The organism is Paenibacillus macquariensis, from assembly GCF_900156375.1.
GTDB classification, from domain to species: Bacteria; Bacillota; Bacilli; order Paenibacillales; family Paenibacillaceae; genus Paenibacillus_AQ; species Paenibacillus_AQ macquariensis.
This window is the reverse complement of sequence record NZ_FTNK01000004.1, coordinates 445,592-465,975: the sequence shown is the minus strand read 5'-3', so window position 1 is coordinate 465,975 and position 20,384 is coordinate 445,592. Positions and strand designations below refer to the sequence as shown.

Below are 20,384 nucleotides of genomic sequence, written 5' to 3'. Positions count from 1 at the left end.
GATAACACGCAAAGGTACCATTGTACGGGTGTTCCTGATTTCTGGATCCACCTCGGATGGAATAACAACACCGTCAACCTTGATTTGAATGTTTGTTGCAGCTGCAGCATAAGCAGGTAAAGAAGTAATTACTAGTAGAAAAATAAGAAAAACCACTGAAAATATTCGTTTCATTCTTTAACGACTCCTTTTTTCGAAAATTTTATTATTAATTTGTACTTTCACCTTGTTTCCATCATTGGACTATTTAACAGCCTGATCTTCCTTCCCAATCACCCTAGTTACTAATATAACGTTTATTACAGGGAAAGGTTGTAAGCGAAGAAGTGACGTTCATTACGCTATCCTGCCCGTTAGTTCAATGAAAAAGGCAGAATACCGTAGCACCTGCTCATCAATGTGTATCATTCAACTATTGTGTCCTGTTAGTTTAATTGCAGGTCAAAAAGAGCCGACCGAAAAGCAGTTTGCTGCTTGGTATCTACACTTTTTATGATTGAAAATGTTGAGGTAAGATATTAACGGTAACGAAGAGATAAAGGCACAAAATAGTATACAATAGGGATATAACCACGTTGAAAGGGTGAATTTATGGGCAAATACAGGGCGCAACACTATATACCGCAGTTTTATTTAAAAAAATATTTGGACAAGACTGTGGTTCCGCCGTATGAGCCATATTTATGGGTCCATACTCCAGACGATCAACCTAAGGCAAAAGCACCGAAAAATGTGGCTCACGGTAATGGATATTATAATGTCCGAACCGATGATGGTGAGGTGAGCCAAGAACTTGAGCATGCTTTCAGTCTCTTTGAGGGGGAAGCAGGAAAGATTCTTCACAATATTACTATTAATAACAAATCAATAACAATTCACGAAAAGGCTCTGTTATCTGAATTTATTTATTATATGCACACAAGAGTTCCAAACTTTCGAGAAAACGTAAATAGATTTACAAGTGATATAAGCAAAATGATTATGCAAGTGGCCAGTGCGCATCCCGAATATCTTCATGGAGTCTTAAAAGAAGTCGATAGGCTCAATGGAGAAGAAAACGATCATGATATTGATGGTCTAATTGAGTTTATTCAGTCGGATCGTTATACCATCGAAGTGCCACAGGAGAGAAGTATACAATTGATGATCGATTTGGCAGAAAAAATATCGGAAGTAATTTTTAATATGAGATGGGAGTTCCTTATCGCACCATCAGGTGTTTACTTTGTAACTTCGGATAATCCCGTTGTTCTCTTGAACCCGAAGAATACTTCCAATTTTTTTGGGGATGGATTTAGAAGTAGCCCATCTGTGGAGATGACGTTTCCACTTAGCCCGAAGTGTTGCTTATTAGGCACCTGGCCAAAAGGGAAAGAACGCTATAAATTGGTAACATCAGAACGAGTTAGGGCGATTAATCTTAGAACATGCAATTCAAGCAGCAAACATGTGTATTCGTGTACAAAAGTATTGCAGCTCCCCCGTCAGTAAAAAAGTCTCTCTTGGTCTGCAGAGAAATGTAATTCGTGAATGATAAACTAACTTGTCCATTAGTTGAATAAGAATAAGGCTTCACCCCCTATTGAAATATAGCACCAGTTAGTTTATGTGTTATTTCTCACAAATATATAATATTATACTGGTGATTAGACAGAGAAATTGGAATTTAGGGAGATGGAGCAATAAATGTATTAAGATGGATAATGGGCAAAATACATTAATGAATTACAAGAGAAATATGTTAAAAGAAAGTAAGTTATATAATATATAAGTATTCGATAGATCGTTAGTGTCTATATTATAAATGGGGAAGTCTTGAAATACATGGACAGCGTATTGCCTATTGGAAAGAAACATGGATGTTTTACTATAATCAGTGGTTTTGAAGCATATCAAGAAGAAGTTGCTAAAGAACTAATTGCAGACCTAGAACAAAATAAGCAAATGTTTATAAATGGGGAAAGAAGTGTTGAGCATAATATTGACGCTACCATTTTTTTGATAGCTGGATACAATTTTATAAGTCTTACATGAATTACAAATGCCAGTGTAAATGCGGAAAAGTACATTATATTAATGGAACTACTTTATTAAGAAAAAAATCGAGAGATTGCGGGGATGATTGTGCGATAAAGCAAGAGCGTATTAAAAAGAGACTAGCTTCGTATCCTAGAGTAAAGGATAAAAGCTATGATATTAGATCATTAAGGTGCTCCTTTCCAATCGCAGGGAACGCACTTGGAATGAATCTAAACTCCAGCAATTACTTGAAATTGCTAACAATAGTCTTCCTGATCTTCATGCTATTCAGGCTCAAAAGATTGCTCTCAGACACTCTATATTCAACTGTTAAAGACCTATCAAGACTGCATGAATGATCTTTTACTAACAATGGAGTCGATGGCTGAATCTATTGAAACCTATCACCTTCTCCGAACGATTCCAGGGGTAGGACCCTTAACAGCTGCCATGCTCATCGCTGAAATTGGAGATATAGAAAGGTTCCCATCCGTTAAACAACTGACAGCTTTTGCCGGGCTAGACTCAGCTGTTCACGAATCAGGAACCTTCAAATCTAAAAAGAATCGAATATCTAAACGGGGCTCTTCGTACCTCCGAACAGCTCTTTACCAGGCTACCGTTTGTGCGATTTCCAGGCAAATTCATGGTCCAAGAAATTCGATTCTCTTTCAATTTTATCAGCAAAAACGTAATGAAGGCAAACCGGCAAAAGTCGCAATTGTTGCTACTTCTCACAAGCTTTTACGCATTGTTTTTGGTATGTGGACGTCTGGTCAAGCTTTTAAATCTGCTTAAGTTCACAATTGGAAATTACCTTCCAAAAAAATCTTCCCTACTGGGTAGGTTTATTTAGGTACGTCTTTGTTTTATCTATAAAAATAATATCAATGATAGAGTTGACTTTGATTAGCTGGTTTATCCGATGCCACCACTTCTTCGAAGACTCTAGACAGTTTGCTGTTCTTATCACTAAGGATACAACTAACTCTTCAGAAAATGGCGTTTAAAGATATACTTTTTTTATCTTCTCGGCAAGTTCTAACAAATCATCTTTCCAGTACGATGACTCCCAAATCATTTTTGTGATCTCCTCGGTTTAGTGTCAGGTGATAAAAATCTGTGGAACCAATTTTATTGATTTTATTGGGTTTTCCGAAGCAAATGATAAACACTAAAAATTCAAAGCGAGGAACCATCAAGAAATACCATGAAAAGAATATTGGAAACCTGTTATCTAAAGTTGAAACCATAATCAGGACGTCGGCTAACACCATATGTTGTAAGGGGCTGTCCCAGTTAGGGGACAGCCCCTTTGGATATGATGCTCACGAAGGCTTTGAGATGCTTGAACCTGCTGTTCCCAACTTTATTTTCTCGAATAAAACCCTTGATAATTGCTAGCCGATGAACATTATTTTAAAAAATCACTAAGTCTTATTATTGTGATTCAAGAGAATTGAAGCAAATTCATTAAAATCCGATGAATACATGTTTTGAAAAGATACACCTAACCCATCTTTTAATTTTTCTATAAAAGCACCTACGTTCAGCGTTATAAACTCTCTTCTTCTTGATTCTTCAGTCAATTCTAACATGAGTGCAGGATTCTTAATCTTTTCAACTTTAGCATCCACCGCTCTTTTTTCATTTTCCCAAAAGCTTATATAGTCGAACCTATTAATTGAATAAACATCGGCTTTAACTATCATTTCTTTATTATCGTAATGCTCTATATCCTTATCAGACATTATAACGAACAATAATTTTTCATAGTATTTACTATCCCTCATAAGTTCTGAAACTTCATACATGCAGTTAAGCGACCTTAAATATCCATCGGAAACAATAGAAATAACGTAGTCATGGTCTTTTATAGTCTGCATATATTCATCAAGACTATCCTTGAATTTCAATTTATTAATATCCCTTGAGATCACGACTCTTCCATTAGTATTCTCCAAGGTTTTTTGTTCCACTATATCAGCAATACAACTATCATTGTGACAATACGATAAAAACACCTTAGTTTTCAACAATTCAATAACCTCCATGTTCTTATCGAAAATATAAGCAACGTTCTTAGATTTTATTTCAACATTGCTCTTATTTACTTTAATGCAGGCTAATGTTGTACCACGATACTCAAAAGTTACAATTGAACACTCAACATGTTCATCTAGGAAGCTTCTAACCACATTTTCATCGATAGTAAATGCAAATTTTCTAACCGTTAGCCTCTTACCATCATCTTTTACTCCAAAAACGATAAATCCTCCTTCTGAATTTGAAAAGGCCGATATATATTTACTTATCGTTTCCTCTGAAGCAACCGGGTGAATATATATAATGTTATTCCTATCCGATTGTTCTACTTTCTTCATAATAAAATCAATCATACATCCTCCCTAAAATATAGCATTGACTATATGCTATCCAGTGGAATTACAGTAAACCCAGTTGTTCTAAGTATATCTCCTAAGGTGATCATTCGTGTATTTCCTTGACCATCATACGTCCATAATTCGTAATTAGTATCATCTAGAGCCTCAATCTCTTGATCATAATAAAAAATTATTTTGTTCTGATAACCAGGTCGAATAACTATTCTAATCTCTTTTCCATCTTTCTTTGCTCGAAAAACTGTTTCTGAGTACTTTTTTTCTATCCAATCTTCTAAAGATTCAGCAAGATGATATTTTTCTATATCATATAAATAAATGTACACTTTTTTAATTGTTTCTTCTAACATCGAATTAAACTTCTCGCGAGCATAACTAGAATTTGATGAAATATGTACTAATTGAGACCTTATTTCTTCACCAGACATGCTACTCAAATTATCTATCAACTCAGCGATTCTATTATGGTTATTAATCATGTCGTCTAATTGCTCATACTCGATATTATTACTTTCTATTTTTTCAGCAATTTTAAATCTTCTTATGTTCTCTTCTGGCGTAGAAAGAAGATTCCTCTTGTTATAAAGCTGATCAAATAGTTCTTCGCTCGGTTTAGGATTTTCAAGGAACCAATTAGTTAACCTATTAAATATACCCTGATGTTCAATACTTCTTTGTTTATTACTTAGGGTTTCCTCTGAGAGAATTTGATTAATTTTATCCTGAATTCTTTTTGCTACAATTCTATTGTCTATTTTCTTTTTTATGATGTCCTCTGGTAGCTTTACCTCTCTAACCAGCAGACTTTCAATTAAATTGTCACCTAAATCACTTACTATTTTTTTTAAAACATTATCTATATTGTCATCGAGTGAAATCTTTGATGCTTCTATAAATTTGTCATTTTGGCATAGAACCCATGCATCTTGAGTAAAATCATCCTCACCTTTAATCTTAATCCACAAGGAGTAGTATTTGTTTAACCATGCATGTAGCGGATCTATGTTTCCATTAAACTTCTCTTTAAACTCTTCTAAACTCTTATTTTTCATTTCTTTATTAATATAGGGTATATCAATTTTGACTTGACCAATTTTATACCATTCTAGGTATGTATCTTTTGTAGGGATACGGAATTTTGCATATGAATTAACTAGTTCCCAGAATTCATTACTTACTTCTTCTGAAACATACCAATTCGGTATTCCAATTAAATCTTGTGTGTTATTTTTCAATGCAGCTCTACCGCTATAATTCCCATTTAAATTAACATCCACAATCGGTAACTGCTCATATATATTTACTATTTCAGCCCTAAAATGCTTTTGTACAGTCGAATCTTTTGATTTGGGAAGATAGCATAAATTATACATGCTCTTCCACTTATTTTTACAACCTAAATTTAAGAGCTCATCATATAGTTTTACAGCTCTTTCGAGATACTCTCTATTTTCTTGATTACCCTCAAGGATTCCATTTCTATCTCTCTCAACATCGAACTTTGAGCAGTTTATAATAACTGGGAAGCAGAATTCTTCCGTCCCCACTAGAGGGAAATTGCAAAATAATTTCGGTATTTTATCTGGAAAAGGTAATACCTCAGTGACTCTTCCATTTTGCTCCTGAACAAATACGAGTATTGATAACTCACCTTCTGACTTAATCAATATATTAAATCGATCTATTCTATCCTTTGACTTTTTATTTATTCTAATTAGCCGACCTTCGGTGACTTTTATTTCAGAATCCACTGTAAATTCAATTCCATCATACACAATCGATGAGATTGAATTATTTATTGCTAATACAAAGGGTGCCGACTTATTCAAATCTGTTAAACCCTCCGTAATAGCTTCTCGTGTCTCTAGAGAGTTACTCGAGTCGTAACTAAAGCTAGTCTTCCATCTATCTTGCATCATTATATTATGTTCATTATTGTTATTTTGTTTCATCTTCACAATTGTGCTCAGTGTATCCTTTATATTATCTCTTATTTCTGTGTATGAAATTCCACTCCTATCGATTAATAAATTTAAATCCATGTACATGTCGGGGCTTTTTTTAAGTACGCCACTTATCGTAACTTTTTCGGATAATAAATGTGTTGAGATAAAACCAGTTCCGAACTTCCCTGTTTTCTCCTCAACATCGCCTTCCTTTGAAGATATTTGTGTTATTAAATCAACTAGGTTTTCATAGGTAAATGGAACTCCATTGTGAGAAAACTCTAACTTGTTTTCGTTATTAATTGATATATTGATGTTTATCTTCTTATCATTAGGCGTACAGTCAGAAGCATTCTGAATTAGTTCCCATACCCATCTCCTTCTCATTATTTCTTTTTGTTCTGAAGCCTGCCCTCTCAACTTTTTCATTTCAGCCCATATCGTATTTGCACCAGCATCAAATACTTTCTCAAGCAAATTTTCGTCCATTTTTTTTATCCTCCACTTGGAACAACCTTTAGTAATGTGAATTAGTATAATTTCGACATCGGGCGTCAATACCCTACTTCTACCATACTTGAACATCGAAATGTGAACTAGCAATAGTTAATATTTCTAATAAACATAAAAATAGAGGAGATTGGCTCATATAATGAACTAAGACCCTCTATTTACGTTACTACAATTAACTTAGTCTAATACTTTATTTTTTCTGAATACAGTCCACCATCTATTCCTCCAATTAAAGAAAAGTTCCGAAAATAATTCTTCGGAACTTTTCATGTAGTTCCACGCTTTTTTTACTGGTTCCACACTTTTTTATCACTAGACATTTAGGTGGTTTCGGATAACGTTGCGTATTTCTGACGTCCAAACGGCTTAAGGACCAATTGTCCGGGTGGCTTCGCCACTTATTCGGTTGGATGTGTCGCCTGATTCCACTTCTCGGAAAATTCCTCTAGGCGTCCAAGGAGCGTCAGCGACGATGCTGAAAAACATTGTTATGTGATGTACCATGCTACCTTGAACATACTTACAACACGGCTTTATTTGAATTTAAGATATTTATTAATATGTTTTCAATTTCTTTAGCATCATCAGGATGGAACATATGGGATGACTTTTCCATCCATAAGAGTTCTTTTCCAGCAGGTGCTACTAGCGAATTGTAGTATTTATCCGTTAGTTCTCCATAAACATGAACATCTTTTCTTCCGTGAATAAAAACAACAGGAATATCTATCCTTTCAATCGTTTTACTAAAATCTATCTCCGCGAAATCCTCGATTATTCTTTGTGTATAGCTCCTTTGAAATCCTCTAATGGTGTTAAATATATCTTTTATTGAGTAGTCAGGTGACCTCAACATAAGGTCTAATGCAAGTCTCATTCCCGGGTGTTTCACGTTATCATCTGAGTACCATTGAATTATACCTACCCATCCACTTTCTCCGGCTATTGCCGCGTCTACAGAAAGATAATAATCCAGAAGAATTAATTTTTGTTCGTTATCATGGTCTATTTGTTGAAAATTCATCTCTAGATAGACTCTCATTGAAAAGTGCTTTCTTCTTTAGAAATATCTAGACCGATAACTGGCAGCATCCGTCTTTACTTTACGAAGCATCTTCTAATGTAAATTGGCTTTTGAAAATCACCTTTCCCTGTAATAAACGTTTTATTAAGAAGATTAAAAGTGAATGGAGGTTTTCGAAATCGAAAAGACAGAACCTCATAATATACTCCATCCGTTATTAATTACTAGAGTAGTGGAATCGATACGTGCTAGATTAAGTTATGAGCTTGCGATATAAATTAGTGTTTTTCCACATGCGAATCTATAGTGAATAAAATATTCTTAGCAAGTTGTTGAATCATATTAATATCATGAACGGATCTACTTGTTAACAACTCATTTAAGCTGTTTAAAGCTACTTCTTTTGCTCGTCTATCTTCAGAGAGATATTCGTCGTTGTAAAAGCGAAAAAGACCTGTAGGAGTGTGCTCTAGCGCATCTAGAATTCTTTCTAAGGTCTCTAAGGATATATTCCTATCGCCTCTTTCTATCCCTCCAATATAAGACTGCGGCAATCCGACTTTCTCACCTAATTGCTCTTGAGTATACCCTTTACTCTTTCGTATTCCTCTAATTCTTTCTCCTACATATCTAATAATATGTACGTCCACAGCAACCACCTCTATTTAAGAGTAGGTAAGTTGCACATAGGTATAAAGATACTCATGTTATATATTTCTATTTGTAATTATATAATTTAAGGACTATTATTTTTTTATAAGAGCAACTATAAAATTAATAAAAGGTGATTAGACTTCTATGAATAACTTACCAAGACCTATTGTTATTGAAAACGTTCTGCAATATAAAATGAGAGGTAAAGTAGCCTATCAAAGTTATTTACCTTCCTCCACTGCTCTGAATGTCACTTACGTTAAACATTACGATCACCCTGCTGGAAAAGGCTATCAACGTCCTGTAGATAATAAGCGAAGTACTGATTTTGCTATATATTTGTCTAAGGGAGACGACGCACTATTTACTCCTATCTTATTAAATGCTGCAGGTAACTGGGAATTTTCAGCTTATGATAATATCAGAACCAGTTATGGTCGGCTAGTATGTAAAGGAAAAGCATCCCTCATGGATGGTCAACATCGGATTGGTGGTATTGAGCGATACATTCAAGAAACGAATTCTGAATTAAATATTCCTTTTTTAGCATTTCACCATCTTGATGAGGATGAAGAGATACAATTGTTTGACACCATTAACACTAAAGCCAAGGGGATTGGGACCTCTCTGAGTAAATATCTACGTCGTGATTCTGATGAATATAGCTGGATTGCAACAGAACTCATTACTAGACCCGAAAGCCCTTTCCATAATATAGGGAGTATTGTAGGGAAAAGATCCCGAGGTCGTCACGTAACTCTTCAAAACCTCTATCGAACCGTTCATTATCTATTCAAGGAACAAAAGATGTTAGGGATAAACAACGAAGAGAAATATCAAATTGCCCTTAATTACTATCGAAGTATTAAAGATATATTCTCTAAAGAATGGATTGATTACGGGGAGTATCGTATTACTCATATCGTTTGTTTAGATGCTCTCTCTATTGCTGGCTCTAAGGTATTGACAAAAAGTATGAATGATCGTGGTAGGATAGATTACAATCTGATGAACAAACATGTTAAAAAACTCAGTTCTATGGATTGGTCATCAGATGGTTCTTTGAAGTATTTAAAAGGTATAGGAGGATCTAAATCCTTAGCGATAGATCTAATCGATATGATGCTTCTTTCATAGTTTATATAAATATAAACCCATTAATAATAACTCCTTTTAATAAAAAGACTCTGTTTAACTTTATTTTTGATTCTATTCAAAGTAAAAAGCATAATAGATAAAACTCGAATATGCTTTTTACTTCTTTTTACTTCGAGTAGTGTATAATACCAATAATTCCTCTAAAACCTCGTCAACATTATGAGGAACTCAAGAACAGTTTTGATGTGGTTAATAATTATCTCAAGGGTTACATCGATACTATCTATAATAAATATGAAAACCTTGAACCGACTCCGATCCTGTAGATTTTTGAACATCTATTTTCATGTGACGGATTGTCAAGCTAAGTGCGACACCTGTTCCATAAAAGATTCGTGAGCAGACTTCCAGCCTAGACATTTTCGAGGACGGTCGTTAATGAGATGGATGGCATGAGCCAGTTCCTCATTGGTAACCTCTGCAAAGTCATGACCTTTTGGGAAAAACTCTCTAAGAAGTCCATTCCCATTTTCATTAGATCCTCGTTGCCAAGAGGAATAGGGATCGGCAAAGTAGACGTCCAGTTCATGAAAGGTTTCTAAGGCGTCATAGCAGGCAAATTCTTTCCCTCGATCTGTCGTAGTTGTTAGAAAGGTTTTTTGAGGGTACTGGCTAGCGATTACACCGAATGCAATCTCCATAGAATGCGCTGTACGGTCTGGCATCTTTAGGGCTAGATACATACGTGTCTTGCGTTCAATGAATGTTGCGGCACAAGCTCGGCTCTTTCCTCGGCTGGATACAACTTCAACCCATTTCGATGTTGCTTTTAGAGAAGAAAGTCACTAAGAATAAATAAAAAGCACCCCCAGAGGGTGCTTTTTATTTATTCAAATTTAATACTATTTAAAAGAGCATTAAAGAACAACGCTGTCGTCCGTCTTTTCATTGTGCTAGAAAGCGTCCTAATAGTGAAAAGCGCTAAATACGCAGTAACTAGAAAACTCAATAAAATTACCAACAAAGTAACATTACCACTCAATAATCCACTCAATTCTCTTAGTAAAGCATATAAACTAAGTATTAACGTAATAATCGCAATAAGAGAAGGGAAATACTTCGAGGGATCGTTTATTTCTTCGAAAGTTCTAGCCCTTCCTTTAACTAGTGCCTGCTGTGAACTATTCATTTTTTTTAAAATATTAATATTATTGCTAATAGCTTCAATACTTAATGTCGATTTCTCAGGAAAAAAGTTACACTCGATAAATACTTTTAATTCTTCATCTTTTTTTCTAGTTATCTCAATTAAATTACTAATGAAAATGTTTTCCTCATTACTAGTAGTTGGTGGAGTCGACTCTGCCATCCATTTCACCCCCCTTTAACAACTCCTTTCGACAACAAATGGCAAAATCCCTTCTTATAAGTAAATAAATAACGCTAGCTTATACTGCGTTTAATCGTCCGGATGCGACAGAAAGAGACCAACTATTAATATGTTGGCCGAATCCAGTAATTCCTTATTCAACTATAGTGTCCCGTTAGCTCAATAACATATTAATTATTTTCTTGGTTTTTACTGTACCAAGATAGTGCAAGTTGTTCCATTTCCATAACAAATGTTTTTTTTGCTGGGCTATATTCACTTGTGTTTTCAAAACGTTCAGCTAATTCTTCCTTAAACCGACTGTATCTTGCTACTTCTTCAGGATGACATCTCAGATAATCTCTAAATATAAGATGCCGTTCAATTTGTGGGTTGTCTGTTTGATAAAAATGAATGTGATGAGTCCTTTCTTCACCACCCTTTCGGAATAACCTTCTTCCAGGGATGCCCCAATCTCCAGCCACATCATATCCGAGCTGATTCATTTTATCGTTATGTAAATCAACATTGTTAATGTCTTTTACAATACACATCATGTCAATTACAGGCTTCGCTTGTAAGCCTGGTATTGAAGTGCTTCCAAAATGCTCGAAACGTACGATTTCATCCGTAAATATAGTTCTTAGAAAATCAGCTTCATCTTGATAAAGTTTGCCCAATTCTCATTAAAATCGCTTAGTCTTACTTTCATTCATTACCCTCCTAAAGAATCCAAATTATAATTATAATTCCACTTCCTTTTAAGCAATCCCCCCGTTAGCACAAGAAGCGACTGTGCTTGTTGAACAAACGCAACTCGTTAGTATAAGTACATTTTCACAATATAAGTTTCATTTTTTTAAAAATATGTCCAATATGTTTCTATCCCAAAATGTATCAGGGAGTTTTTTTATTACTTTCACAAAAACATCTACTCTATATTCGCCAACCTCGTCAGGGTAGTGTACAATCTCAACTACTTCGCACAATGCTAAACCTAACTTTATTTTTTCACCAATTCGCACATATAGATTGTCAACACTATAACTTCTTTTATTTTCTATAATTTCTTCTAATGTACCTTCAATATAGTGAACTCTCATTTTAAAGCCCCCTTCTCTTTTTACCTTAACATAATTATCAATAATAGAGTTGGTAAATAATCTTGTAGTTTTTTTAAATAAACTTGTCTTTTTATTGAACTATCCTGCCCGTTCGTATTATAAGGTCAGCCAGAGAAATCTGGTTGACTATTTTTTATTCAATTTATAGATTGATAGTAGCCGGGGTAAAACGTACCTGCCCGTGGGATTTAATCCCGACAACTAACATGTTCACCCTCTACTTGTTAACACATGATTAGGCTGGTTGGGACAGTGTGATCCCGTATAACAATCGAACATATGAATGACAAGCTAGATAGAGGTTACCGGTCAATCCATTACCTAAGGAGGAGATAATTTATGAATCCAGTTGTTGGCCTGGATATCGCAAAAGGTGAAAGTCAGGTACAAATGTTCTTGGATAAAAAAATGCCCTATAAAAACAGTGTGAAAGTTAATCATACGGTGGAAGGATTGGAAGAGTTACATGCTTATTTACTAGATTTAGAGCGTAAAACAGGGATGAAACCACCTATTGTTTTAGAAGCGACAGGTCACTATCATGCCCCAGTTGTACAGTTTTTAGAGGCACGAGAGTACATTGTTATTGTCGTCAATCCACTCGTTTCATACCGAGCGAAAAGCTCTAACTTACGAAAAACGAAAACAGATGCCATTGATGCCTATCACTTAGGTGAACTGTATTACAAAGAGGATTTAGAGCCACAGAAAAAGCGTGGTATTCAGATTTTAAACCTTCGGCATCTAACAAGGCAACACGAAAATATGACGGGAATTATGGTTCAAACAAAGCTGCAATTTCAAGCTGTATTAGATCAAGTTTTCCCTGAGTATAAAGGAGTTTTTGGTGATTTGTACGCTGAGATTTCATTAAGGACTTTACAGTCCTACCCAACATCTGAATCAGTACTAGACGCAGGTGTAGAAGAGATTGCACAATTTATTGATAGGCATTGTAGAGCACGTTCATTTAATTGGGCGCAAGAAAGAGCTGAAGTATTAATCGCAGCTGCCGAACGCAACCCATTTCAGTCGACGCTTTATCAAAGCCTTCTCGTCAGTCTGAAGATGTATATTGATTTACTTCAAGCGTACCGCCAACAACTTTCTACGTTAGATTGTGAGATTGATCAATTGGCGGCACAACTCGAAGAATATGAATTAATCCAGTCACTTCCCGGCGTAGGTGAAAAAATCGCTGCCACGATACTTTCAGAAATCGGGGAAATTGACCGGTTTAATCATCCCAAAAAGTTAGTAGCCTTCGCGGGTCTAGACCCAAGTGTATTTGAATCAGGTCGCTTTAAAGGCACGAACAATCATATTACCAAACGCGGTTCAGCTAGACTTCGGCATATGCTTTACACAGCCGTTCGCTGTTCGATTCGAGATAGTCGTAAAAAGAAAACAACCGAAGAAACTATTGCACGAAACAAACGTTTACGAGCCTTCTATGATTTAAAACGTGAGGAAGGTAAGCCGTATAAAGTAGCCATTATAGCTTGTGCTAATAAGCTTTTACACTGGATTTATGCGATTTTAAAAACGAAAACACCGTTCCAAGAAACTATTTAACAGCAGCATTTTCAAATGAAACAAAAACCTTCCACATTGAATGAGGAGGGTTATTTGTGTTGTGCATTTTTAGTATAACATGAAGTGTTTTTTGATTTAAAATGTTTAACTTGACATTCTATTAGCTGGTTTAGCCATACATGCAGCGCAAGCGCCGCACCACAGATGATAGAAGATAAAGAGTTCTTCCATGGGAGATTAATAGAAAAAATCGGAAAGCAGAGATGTTTCTTATCATTACATAGGTTCTGCTAAACTCATCATAAAAACTGAGTTTTCCATCACGGTTGGTTCGGAGTGCGCCTGCTGATTTTGAAAATACTGAAATAATAGGAAAGAGCTAGGCGAATAAGCCATAGCTCCTTTAAAGTCTAATATGCTATTTCGATGATAAAAGAGATGCGAAGATGAAATACCATGCTAAAAACCGTAATTATTTTCCAATTCATTGATTTTTTTCTGTGATGAGGTTTCCTTTGGTTCTGAGAAGTTTTCTTCTAAAGTATCAAGCTTTTCATAGATTTTCTTGTTTGAGTTGAAATTGATTATATCTGCTGAAATGCCATGCTCTTTACGCAAATGTGCTTCTAAACTAGAGACTACAAGCTGGTTGTACTTTGTTTCGTAGTATTGTTTCTGACTTTTTAAGTCTTGTATTTTTTTGCTTTGCTCCTCAAAAGAATCCTTTATTTTTTCGTATTTCTTCGATTGTTCTTTGTTTAGTTGATTCTCTTTATGAAGATCTTGGATTAACAACTCTAGTTCATGAAGCGCATTAATCAACTTGACGTGTTTATCTACGTTATATCCGTGCCTGGTGAAAATGGTCTCAATACTGGGGAATAAAATCGTATCATCCGTGTTTTCGCCCATATCTCGAACCAGAGGTTTATTCAATTCATTGAGGTAATCGTCAATACGTCTTTTCCACGTCATGCGGCCAATCCCTGTTTCTCGTTCTAATAAAGAGGGGGTTAACTCCTTACCTTTGTATTTCGCTTTGATTTCATCAGCTAAATCCATGAGCTGTTCATCTGTGAAATTAGACTTCCCCGCCATTGTAATCACCTTCACTAATCTTTAGGTCTATTAATAATTTGTGGTCCATGTATTTCTGTAATTGTCTAGAAGCGTTTGAGAAAGAGGCTTCAGTAAGTGGGTTTGATAGCTTGCTTAGACTTTTGCTTGTAGTAATCATCAAATCGAGTGTAGTTTCGATTTTTTGTTGTAATTCCTTGGAGTAACTTTCTAACCAGGTTCCGGCTTGGCGTTCTTCATCTAGTCTTGGCTTGAAGATGAAATGAGAAAGACAAACACGGCAATCTTCTACGCAATCGTAAGGAAAGTTTTCACTCTCACAATATCCATACTTTACTTTGCGGTATTTTTCACTGAGCTCATCGTGTGAATACCTGATAAATCGTGCCGACTTATCTCGAAGTTTTTGTCTCCAACCAAATATACCGTTAGGGATATTCTCCCCTATTTTCTCACCCATGCTTGTACGTAATAAATTATATACATGCGATTGTGCAAATGTTCTTGCATGACTATAATAATTGTCTTGGGTTTTTAAGTCTAAATGCCCCGCCATTCTTGCAATGGATAGCATGTTATAGCCTTGGAGGAACATATTAATTATTGCGAAATGTCTAGTGTGAGCAGGTATTATTTGCATAGAAGTGTGCTCGTTGTACATGCCTTCAACGACTTGTTTATAAAATCTTTTAAGTAAATTATGTAGTTGGGTGGATGTCACTCTATCTTGAAATGATTCCGATCCATCAGTATTTTTGCGTCGCCAATTTGGTTCATAAAAAAGTTCATGAAACTCCAAAGAACAAAGATAGGGGGACTCGATACCCATCTGCTCTTGACGTAGGATAAACTCTTGAATAAAGAAATAGATGTCCTCAGTGATTTGGATTTCTGGGTAAGTAATGGTGTCGCCTTCTCTGTTCTTAATTCTTGGAACCTTTATATAATATTTTCCGTTCCTGGGAACTAAACAATTTGCTTTTAGTAGGGCGAATTCGGACGGTCGCAAAGGGATGATGTTTGTAACAACCCAGAAAATTTGGATGGGTTTAAACATTAAATGATCTTCTATGGGGGATCTTCGAAAGTAATCATTCACGATCCTGTCGAATTCGATAATATCATTTAATTCAGGCAAATCTCTGTTTTTTGACTCTATTCGAGAAATTGTGTAGCAGCGTTCTAAGAATTTCTCTCTATTTTTTATAGGATAGAAATTCAAATAGTTTATCATGTAACGACTATATCGGTAAGCTTGTTTAGGTGATGTGACCTCCAATTCAGATAAAAAAGAGTTGAGTTTATCAATTTTAAAGCCGTTTGTTTCAAGCATGATTGTTTTTAAACTTTCTAGAGTGATCTTTACAGTGCTTGATGATTTTGACATGGCCAGTTGGCTTGCGATGAAACATTTGAGTGATAATTGCAATTCTGCGTATACATCTAATTCAAAGCGTAAGGGGACAATTACGTTCTTTATCTCGTCAAAGCTGTACCAATGTCGATCACTAAATTCCCCGCGTTCAATGATTCCAAGTACTTTTAAACTTTCAAAAATATCTTTATACTTAGAAACTTCATGGGACTGGAACACTACATCCTCAATCAAGATAGTTTTTAATGTGCCGCTAGAATTGATCACTTGTTTTAACTCCATAATTACTCCCTCTCCGGTATTTCGAGATATGGTTTCACTTCTTGCCACTCATTAGTTATCGTTTCTAAAGAAATATATGCATTGACCTTATCCCTACCAAATGCCTTTACTGCTTCTCCAATAACAATATATAGACGACATAAAAACATGGAGTCTCTCAATCGGAGATCTTCAAAAACATTGTTTCTAATGCTATCTGATAGTCGTAAGAATTCAGAATGTGCTTGCTTGAGTAATTGATACTGAGGGATGAACTCAGGACAACCAATGCATGAGGTACGTCCAGGAAAATGGCAATCAGGAAAAGCGAAACATTGACCTAGACCATCACGGCTTGGTTTTTCACATTTGTAGATTTTTATGACCTCTTCTATTAATTCAATTTTGGACATTTTCATAAGACGACGTACCACATATTCTTCATTTTTTTTATTTTGAAGAATGCCTACCGCCCAATCATCAAGTTCGCGCAAAGAAAATTCATCTCTTAATTCTTCGATTGACTGGGTTCTTTCTTCCATGCTTTGCTGAATGGATAAACTACTATTAACGTGCGAGACCATTGTGTTATACAACCATCCAAAATGACCACGTCTGAATAAGTTGATAGATACGGTATCCATGGAACCGTCTTTATTTGAAAAAACTACATAAGGGATCACGGAATTTTCATGTTGATGCGAACGCCCTCCCGATAGAAGCTTTTCCGCTTGATTACGAGTGTCGATATCGCCGGCTTCACCTTTTTCACTTACATAAAAATAAACATATGTCATCGTGCTTTTACATAGTTTGTGAGAGCTGAATTTGGTTCGCTTTAATAATTCATCTGTAGCGAAGTATTTCATATGAACTACTCTTCCTGAAGAACTAGTCTTTAATTTCCCGGATGTGATTCCCTCAAAGAAAGTGCCTAGAAGGAAGCTTTTTTGAACCACGTCGCTGATTGGTACGTCCCTGCTGTGTAATTCGCATATGACGGCAGCGGTTGCGATGGATTCTTCTAATTCAGGAATCATTAAGAAAAGCAATTCGGCACCTGTTTTTCCTACATTCGCAAAATTTAATAATAAACGTAATTGTTCTATTACAAGATGGATCTGGTTATGATTCATTTTTTTTGTTTTAAACCATGCGAAATCAGGAATATTCAGTATGTCTATGTCGATGCGCGGAAATTCGTAAAATATATCCGTTGCTCTCCACATATCAGTTAATAGAAAAGTCGAGAACAGCCACATATTAGCATAGGTCCTCTTTTGAATGGCATATGGGATATGGAGATCTACCTTTTTTGCATGAGTATAAAACCGGTCGTAAACCGCAGGTGGATATATTTCGTCATCGCTGGATTCGCTTATTGATCTTTTTATTCGATTTCTTGTTATATAGACCTTTTGGGGGCTTGTACGCTGTATCCTACACGCATACTTATAGAATCTGATGAAATCTTGTTTTACGTAATGAGGCAGCTGTTCTTCATCCATCATAGTAACAAGGAAGTCTTTGCTCAGTGTATGAATTAAGCTTGGCAAATGGGTAATTATCTTATCTAATGCATTACCCAACTCCCATCTTCTGTTCTGTAGACTTGTTTCTCGATCGTTTAAATCATTCAGAATTTGAGTGATAAATTTAATGAATAATTCTTTGTTTAAAGAAAGCTCAATTGGGATTGGTTTCTGTAATATCTCGTCACTAAATTGTTTGATAAAAATGGCTTTATTAAATGGTTTTCGAGCTTCATCTTTAATTTTTGAATATTTAGTATGTAATTGATGAATTTCGTTTTTGTTAAGGTAATACTTTCTTTTCTGTTTTACTTTCTCGAGTTTAAAATTTTCGAGAATGCCATCTTGAATAAGTCTATATAAGTGAGTAGTAGATGTGCCTAATAATAACGCTGCATCAGGCACTGAATAATAATTTGTTTCTCGATCTGATACTTCTTGCAGTTGTTGTGGATCAACAAAAATTCTCTGTTTCCCGTATTTCGAGGTAAATTTATCAATCGCTTTATTTTTTATTAGTTCTTGAATTAAGTTTTTATTAAGCCCAGTGTGTTTGCAAGCTTCGTCTACTGAGAGGTATCCAGCAGGTGGGATTATCTGATTGATAATATCTATCATGTCGTCCTTATGTAGTAATTTTTGTTTGTATTTCTGACTGTTTATCACCTTAGGGTGAGTGTTCATTATTTTTCTAATATATTCAATACCAATCGTAATACCGAGAGTTTGGAAGTGCTCATGTAGTTGCTGATAAGTAATGAACTCTTTTTGTAGTTCGTCAAGCTTGCTTGAATCGACATAAACTCTCCAAAAACCATTGAGAAGACGAATGCATTTGCCTAATGTACCAGCTTCCGTTAATGAGTCTATCTTGCTGACTGCGATGTTGTAGGTTTTAGGAACTTCCGTAGCCAGTATATAGCCTTCAGGGACTAATAGGTATTGTTCTACAAGCTCTTGTGCATGTTTCTTTGGAATCATGATAACGACATCGTTGATGACATGAGGGTGATTCTTCATCATGGTGAATGCCGCTTTTTCTCCCACAATATATCCTTTTTCTTTAAAAAACTTCCGCAATTGACCTGACTTGAAATACATTATGTCCTCCTTTGGGGAGTTTGTTTATTAATTAAACTGGGCACATAATCTTCATGCATTGTCGAGATATTATTTTCAATTCTATCTCTTGCTCTTGTCGTCTTGGCTAAGTAAGCTACACTTGACATTAAATCGGAATCGCCTCTTAAAAATGCAAGTTCTGCAATGTTTTCGGTTTGTTCAGTAATCATGTTTGTAAATGTTCCCCTTCCAATATGAGTATTCCAATCTATGATTCTAAGGTGATTAGCAACCAATTTATCGGCTGCATTGCCATACTTAAATAAGTGATCACAAAATTTCTGCTTAAGTTTATTGAAGTAATAACGATAGCTGGGTTCTGACAATGCTCTTCCTTGAAAATTTACAAACAGAGCTCCCTTAGGGGTGTAATCTGACAGCTTATCTGACTCTTTGTATAAATCCAAATGCTGTCTATACAGGATATCTCCCCAGTCTTTGATTTGAATGATAAGTTGTCTTCTTTGTTTCTTGGCATATCCGCCTCCAGAGCTTCCTTTCAAATCTGTTCTCATGTTCCTCGATTCGATGTTTAACAGGAAATCACCCTTGTTAACGGTTCTGGCAAATTGAGTTCGTTTAATATTGACGACTTCGGAAACACGCAATCCTCCGAATACCTGAAGATATATTCCTAAAGTAATTGGATTTGCTTTTAAAATGGCGATTTCCAAAAGTAATGGTAGATATTTGATGGGGAAGTAGTGTTCTAACTTTCTAGGTTGTTCAGAGGGGTATATTGGTTCAAAAATTGATTCATAATAATACTCGTTGTTATGATGGTTCTTACGCTTGAATTCCTGTAGTAACTCTCCATCAACATTAGGAAGCAATTCATTATTATGCAACCATACATAGAAATAAGTAAGTGTTCTACCGATGCTTAGTACTGTTTTCTTGTTGATGCTTATTTCCTTCTCAATTATTCCATCCTCTGTATGTACTTCTTGTTTTTTAAAACTTAAGTCGGTTAGAAAATCAGTACCTAATTGTATGGTAAGGTCAGACAGTTTGGTAAGTTTTAATCTCTTCTTGTTCTTTATTAGGTAGTTTAAAAACTGAATGACATTGCTTACATGCTTTCGCTGTGTATTGTACTTCTTGGTTCTCCATCTGCTGTCTTCCCCTAATATAAATGCAGATAAACCGTGGATGATATGAATGTCCTTTGAAACGTTTTTTAAACCAATTGCTGCAACTTGCTTTTCGATAATACTGCCATCGCGTTTGCGCATCCACTCTAACCACACAGGGACTAGCACAAAACGGATATTATCACTCTTCAATTGAAAGATTTCTGCAATGTGAGATTTATCATTCATCCTAATCCCC

General features: G+C 35.5%; 15 protein-coding genes and 2 pseudogenes. 5 read left to right on the top strand and 12 right to left on the bottom strand.

The genetic code is table 11. The annotated features are described in order from the left end of the window. Positions 1-591 precede the first annotated feature (591 nt). The 3 genes from BW961_RS10675 to BW961_RS10665 all read left to right on the top strand — a co-directional run bounded on the left by BW961_RS10675 (position 592) and on the right by BW961_RS10665 (position 2,817). Positions 592-1,491, top strand: coding sequence for a DUF4238 domain-containing protein (locus BW961_RS10675; RefSeq protein WP_068584897.1), 900 nt, complete (start codon positions 592-594; stop codon positions 1,489-1,491). 333 nt (positions 1,492-1,824) lie between these two features. Further along, the gene (locus tag BW961_RS10670) at positions 1,825-2,034 is read left to right on the top strand and encodes a hypothetical protein (RefSeq protein WP_068584900.1); all 210 of its coding nucleotides are present in this window, start codon (positions 1,825-1,827) and stop codon (positions 2,032-2,034) included. A gap of 336 nt (positions 2,035-2,370) precedes the next feature. After that, positions 2,371-2,817 carry a transposase gene (locus BW961_RS10665; protein WP_342190352.1) on the top strand — a complete coding sequence of 149 codons (447 nt, stop codon included), beginning with the start codon at positions 2,371-2,373 and terminating at the stop codon, positions 2,815-2,817. A 632-nt stretch (positions 2,818-3,449) separates the two neighbouring features. Here BW961_RS10665 and BW961_RS10655 read toward each other — a convergent pair. The 4 genes from BW961_RS10655 to BW961_RS10640 form a co-directional block, all read right to left on the bottom strand. After that, entirely contained in the window at positions 3,450-4,418 is a 969-nt protein-coding gene (locus tag BW961_RS10655) for an RNA-binding domain-containing protein (protein WP_068584905.1), read from the bottom strand. Positions 4,419-4,444: 26 nt separating this feature from the next. Then, positions 4,445-6,856: a sacsin N-terminal ATP-binding-like domain-containing protein gene (locus BW961_RS10650; RefSeq protein WP_068584906.1), complete on the bottom strand. Its 2,412-nt coding sequence runs from the start codon at positions 6,854-6,856 to the stop codon at positions 4,445-4,447. 544 nt (positions 6,857-7,400) lie between these two features. Then, positions 7,401-7,904 carry an alpha/beta fold hydrolase gene (locus BW961_RS10645; RefSeq protein ID WP_139331604.1) on the bottom strand — a complete coding sequence of 168 codons (504 nt, stop codon included), beginning with the start codon at positions 7,902-7,904 and terminating at the stop codon, positions 7,401-7,403. 278 nt (positions 7,905-8,182) lie between these two features. Next, positions 8,183-8,554: a helix-turn-helix domain-containing protein gene (locus tag BW961_RS10640; protein WP_244555927.1), complete on the bottom strand. Its 372-nt coding sequence runs from the start codon at positions 8,552-8,554 to the stop codon at positions 8,183-8,185. Positions 8,555-8,702: 148 nt separating this feature from the next. On the opposite strand from BW961_RS10640, the gene BW961_RS10635 reads away from it, so the two are divergent. Continuing rightward, positions 8,703-9,695 carry a DGQHR domain-containing protein gene (locus tag BW961_RS10635; protein WP_068584911.1) on the top strand — a complete coding sequence of 331 codons (993 nt, stop codon included), beginning with the start codon at positions 8,703-8,705 and terminating at the stop codon, positions 9,693-9,695. Between the two features lie 320 nt (positions 9,696-10,015). On the opposite strand, the pseudogene BW961_RS10630 reads toward BW961_RS10635, so the two are convergent. From BW961_RS10630 to BW961_RS10615, 4 genes and pseudogenes are all read right to left on the bottom strand, one after another. Continuing rightward, positions 10,016-10,462, bottom strand: a pseudogene (locus tag BW961_RS10630) (IS30 family transposase); the annotation flags it as partial. 80 nt (positions 10,463-10,542) lie between these two features. Further along, complete coding sequence (locus tag BW961_RS10625; RefSeq protein WP_068584915.1) at positions 10,543-11,025, bottom strand: hypothetical protein; 483 nt, start codon at positions 11,023-11,025, stop codon at positions 10,543-10,545. Positions 11,026-11,216: 191 nt separating this feature from the next. Then, positions 11,217-11,737 (bottom strand): annotated as a pseudogene (locus BW961_RS10620) (GrpB family protein). 139 nt (positions 11,738-11,876) lie between these two features. Further along, complete coding sequence (locus BW961_RS10615; protein WP_068584918.1) at positions 11,877-12,128, bottom strand: hypothetical protein; 252 nt, start codon at positions 12,126-12,128, stop codon at positions 11,877-11,879. Positions 12,129-12,488: 360 nt separating this feature from the next. On the opposite strand from BW961_RS10615, the gene BW961_RS10610 reads away from it, so the two are divergent. Further along, positions 12,489-13,724, top strand: a complete 1,236-nt coding sequence (locus BW961_RS10610; protein WP_068584920.1) for an IS110 family RNA-guided transposase — start codon at positions 12,489-12,491, stop codon at positions 13,722-13,724. Between the two features lie 420 nt (positions 13,725-14,144). On the opposite strand, the gene BW961_RS10605 is transcribed toward BW961_RS10610, so the two are convergent. Genes BW961_RS10605 through BW961_RS10590 form a run of 4 tightly spaced genes read right to left on the bottom strand, consistent with a single transcriptional unit; the run spans position 14,145 to position 20,374 of the window. After that, positions 14,145-14,783 (bottom strand): hypothetical protein, encoded by a 639-nt coding sequence (locus tag BW961_RS10605; protein WP_068584923.1) that lies wholly within the window; start codon positions 14,781-14,783, stop codon positions 14,145-14,147. After that, complete coding sequence (locus tag BW961_RS10600) at positions 14,767-16,419, bottom strand: hypothetical protein (protein WP_082867449.1); 1,653 nt, start codon at positions 16,417-16,419, stop codon at positions 14,767-14,769. The genes BW961_RS10605 and BW961_RS10600 overlap by 17 nt, the downstream gene beginning before the upstream one ends. Before the next feature lie 2 nt (positions 16,420-16,421). Then, the gene (locus BW961_RS10595) at positions 16,422-19,031 is read right to left on the bottom strand and encodes a helix-turn-helix domain-containing protein (protein ID WP_068584926.1); all 2,610 of its coding nucleotides are present in this window, start codon (positions 19,029-19,031) and stop codon (positions 16,422-16,424) included. Continuing rightward, positions 19,031-20,374 carry a hypothetical protein gene (locus BW961_RS10590; RefSeq protein WP_068584928.1) on the bottom strand — a complete coding sequence of 448 codons (1,344 nt, stop codon included), beginning with the start codon at positions 20,372-20,374 and terminating at the stop codon, positions 19,031-19,033. The genes BW961_RS10595 and BW961_RS10590 overlap by 1 nt, the downstream gene beginning before the upstream one ends. Positions 20,375-20,384: the final 10 nt, after the last annotated feature.

Coding starts and splice junctions, on each gene's coding strand:
- BW961_RS10675 (WP_068584897.1), top strand. CDS start 592: ATGGGCAAATACAGGGCGCAACACTATATACCGCAGTTTTATTTAAAA.
- BW961_RS10670 (WP_068584900.1), top strand. CDS start 1,825: ATGGACAGCGTATTGCCTATTGGAAAGAAACATGGATGTTTTACTATA.
- BW961_RS10665 (WP_342190352.1), top strand. CDS start 2,371: ATGAATGATCTTTTACTAACAATGGAGTCGATGGCTGAATCTATTGAA.
- BW961_RS10655 (WP_068584905.1), bottom strand. CDS start 4,418: ATGATTGATTTTATTATGAAGAAAGTAGAACAATCGGATAGGAATAAC.
- BW961_RS10650 (WP_068584906.1), bottom strand. CDS start 6,856: ATGGACGAAAATTTGCTTGAGAAAGTATTTGATGCTGGTGCAAATACG.
- BW961_RS10645 (WP_139331604.1), bottom strand. CDS start 7,904: ATGAATTTTCAACAAATAGACCATGATAACGAACAAAAATTAATTCTT.
- BW961_RS10635 (WP_068584911.1), top strand. CDS start 8,703: ATGAATAACTTACCAAGACCTATTGTTATTGAAAACGTTCTGCAATAT.
- BW961_RS10625 (WP_068584915.1), bottom strand. CDS start 11,025: ATGGCAGAGTCGACTCCACCAACTACTAGTAATGAGGAAAACATTTTC.
- BW961_RS10615 (WP_068584918.1), bottom strand. CDS start 12,128: ATGAGAGTTCACTATATTGAAGGTACATTAGAAGAAATTATAGAAAAT.
- BW961_RS10610 (WP_068584920.1), top strand. CDS start 12,489: ATGAATCCAGTTGTTGGCCTGGATATCGCAAAAGGTGAAAGTCAGGTA.
- BW961_RS10605 (WP_068584923.1), bottom strand. CDS start 14,783: ATGGCGGGGAAGTCTAATTTCACAGATGAACAGCTCATGGATTTAGCT.
- BW961_RS10600 (WP_082867449.1), bottom strand. CDS start 16,419: ATGGAGTTAAAACAAGTGATCAATTCTAGCGGCACATTAAAAACTATC.
- BW961_RS10595 (WP_068584926.1), bottom strand. CDS start 19,031: ATGTATTTCAAGTCAGGTCAATTGCGGAAGTTTTTTAAAGAAAAAGGA.
- BW961_RS10590 (WP_068584928.1), bottom strand. CDS start 20,374: ATGAATGATAAATCTCACATTGCAGAAATCTTTCAATTGAAGAGTGAT.